The following is a 3,125-nucleotide window of genomic DNA, read 5'->3' as shown; positions in this document are numbered from 1 at the left end:
GATTAACTCCGCGCGGGAATTAACTCCCGAAGTAACTGGAACCACGGAAGTAACTCGGGCGAAGTGGCCGGTGGTAGTAAGTTTCCCGCGCGCAAAGAAAAACGCCGCAACCAGTGGTTGCGGCGTTTTAGGGTAAAGCCCCTGGCGATGACCTACTCTTGCATGGCTTAGGCCACACTACCATCGGCGCATATGCGTTTCACTTCCGAGTTCGGGATGGGATCGGGTGGTTCCACACAGCTATTATCACCAGGGAGAGGGTGGAGGGTCGCAGGTCTCGGTGGATTGAGTTGCGCGCACGCTCTCGTGAGGTTGCTTCGGACGGAATGATGCCCGTCGTCGGCGAATAAGTTGGAATGTAGCGAGTCAGTGTTTGGTTTGGAACGTCTTCGGACGTGTCACATAGAGACCAAGGCAACTTGAGGTTATATGGTCAAGCCACACGGATCATTAGTACAGGTTAGCTCAATGCATTGCTGCACTTACACACCCTGCCTATCAACCACCTAGTCTTGATGGTTCCTTTAGGGGACTTAAAGTCCCGGGAGATCTCATCTTGAGGCGCGCTTCCCGCTTAGATGCTTTCAGCGGTTATCGCTTCCGAACATAGCTACCCGGCAGTGCCACTGGCGTGACAACCGGAACACCAGAGGTTCGTCCACTCCGGTCCTCTCGTACTAGGAGCAGCCCCTCTCAAATCTCCAACGCCCACGACAGATAGGGACCGAACTGTCTCACGACGTTCTGAACCCAGCTCGCGTACCACTTTAAATGGCGAACAGCCATACCCTTGGGACCGACTACAGCCCCAGGATGTGATGAGCCGACATCGAGGTGCCAAACACCGCCGTCGATATGAACTCTTGGGCGGTATCAGCCTGTTATCCCCGGAGTACCTTTTATCCGTTGAGCGATGGCCCTTCCATACAGAACCACCGGATCACTAAGACCTACTTTCGTACCTGCTTGATCCGTCGATCTTGCAGTCAAGCACGCTTATGCCTTTGCACACAGTGCGCGATGTCCGACCGCGCTGAGCGTACCTTCGTGCTCCTCCGTTACACTTTGGGAGGAGACCGCCCCAGTCAAACTACCCACCATACACGGTCCCCGACCCGGATTACGGGCCTAGGTTAGAACGTCAAGCACGACAGGGTGGTATTTCAAGGATGGCTCCACCACAGCTAGCGCCATGGTTTCATAGCCTCCCACCTATCCTACACAGACGAACTCAACGTTCAGTGTAAAGCTATAGTAAAGGTTCACGGGGTCTTTCCGTCTTGCCGCGGGAACGCTGCATCTTCACAGCGATTTCAATTTCACTGAGTCTCGGGTGGAGACAGCGCCGCTGTCGTTACGCCATTCGTGCAGGTCGGAACTTACCCGACAAGGAATTTCGCTACCTTAGGACCGTTATAGTTACGGCCGCCGTTTACTGGGGCTTCGATCAAGAGCTTCGCCTTGCGGCTGACCCCATCAATTAACCTTCCAGCACCGGGCAGGCGTCACACCCTATACGTCCACTTTCGTGTTTGCAGAGTGCTGTGTTTTTGATAAACAGTCGCAGCGGCCTGGTCACTGCGGCCCCCCTCAGCTATTAACCATGGAGGGCGCACCTTCTCCCGAAGTTACGGTGCTATTTTGCCTAGTTCCTTCACCCGAGTTCTCTCAAGCGCCTTAGAATTCTCATCCTGCCCACCTGTGTCGGTTTTCGGTACGGTCTGCGTAAGCTGAAGCTTAGGAGCTTTTCCTGGAAGCGTGATATCAGCAGCCTAGCCCTAATGGGCCGGTCCTTAGTCTCAACGTTGCGCCCCCGGATTTGCCTAAGGGCACCGCCTCAACTCTCTCACCAGGACAACCAACGCCTGGCCTGCTTAACCTTCTCCGTCCCTCCATCGCACTTACGCGAGGTGCAGGAATATTAACCTGCTTCCCATCGACTACGCATTTCTGCCTCGCCTTAGGGGCCGACTCACCCTGCGTCGATTAACGTTGCGCAAGGAAACCTTGGGCTTTCGGCGTGCGGGCTTTTCACCCGCATTATCGTTACTCATGTCAGCATTCGCACTTCCGATACCTCCAGCAGACTTCTCAATCCACCTTCATCGGCTTACGGAACGCTCCTCTACCGCGCATACAAAGTATGCACCCCAAGCTTCGGTTTATCGCTTAGCCCCGTTAAATCTTCCGCGCAGACCGACTCGACCAGTGAGCTATTACGCTTTCTTTAAAGGGTGGCTGCTTCTAAGCCAACCTCCTGGCTGTCTGTGCCTTTCCACATCGTTCACCACTTAGCGATAAATTTGGGACCTTAGCTGTGGGTCTGGGTTGTTTCCCTTTTCACGACGGACGTTAGCACCCGCCGTGTGTCTCCCGGATAGTACGTACTGGTATTCGGAGTTTGCCATGGTTTGGTAAGTCGCAATGACCCCCTAGCCATAACAGTGCTCTACCCCCAGTAGTATTCGTCCGAGGCGCTACCTAAATAGCTTTCGAGGAGAACCAGCTATCTCCGGGTTCGATTAGCTTTTCACTCCTAATCACACCTCATCCCCTACCTTTGCAACGGGAGTGGGTTCGGGCCTCCAGTTGATGTTACTCAACCTTCACCCTGGGCATGACTAGATCACCCGGTTTCGGGTCTACTGCCCGCGACTATGCGCCCTTATCAGACTCGGTTTCCCTTCGCCTCCCCTATACGGTTAAGCTTGCCACGAACAGTAAGTCGCTGACCCATTATACAAAAGGTACGCAGTCACTCTTGCGAGCTCCTACTGCTTGTACGCACACGGTTTCAGGATCTATTTCACTCCCTTCACCAGGGTTCTTTTCGCCTTTCCCTCACGGTACTGGTTCACTATCGGTCGGTCAGGAGTATTTAGCCTTGGAGGATGGTCCCCCCATGTTCAGACAGGGTTTCTCGTGCCCCGCCCTACTCGATTTCATCGCATCAGCCCCTTCGCATACAGGGCTGTCACCTTCTATGGCCGAGCTTTCCAGCTCGTTTTGCTGAAGCTGATGCAACTTAAGGGCTAGTCCCCGTTCGCTCGTCACTACTTAGGGAATCTCGGTTGATTTCTTTTCCTCCGGGTACTTAGATATTTCAGTTCTCCGGGTTCGCTTCC

General features: G+C 54.1%; 2 rRNA genes (1 of these 2 only partly in view). Both read right to left on the bottom strand.

Annotated features, from left to right (window positions below):
• Nucleotides 1-139: 139 nt before the first annotated feature.
• Nucleotides 140-254: ribosomal RNA gene (rrf, locus tag AB4Y92_RS04635) — 5S ribosomal RNA — on the bottom strand.
• A 175-nt stretch (nucleotides 255-429) separates the two neighbouring features.
• A 23S ribosomal RNA gene (locus tag AB4Y92_RS04630) occupies nucleotides 430-3,125 on the bottom strand; it runs 168 nt beyond the window's last position.

Source organism: Lysobacter sp. TAB13 (genome assembly GCF_052113885.1).
GTDB classification, from domain to species: Bacteria; Pseudomonadota; Gammaproteobacteria; order Xanthomonadales; family Xanthomonadaceae; genus Lysobacter; species Lysobacter gummosus.
Note: the sequence above shows the minus strand (reverse complement) of the source record. Positions and strands in the feature narration are given on the sequence as shown.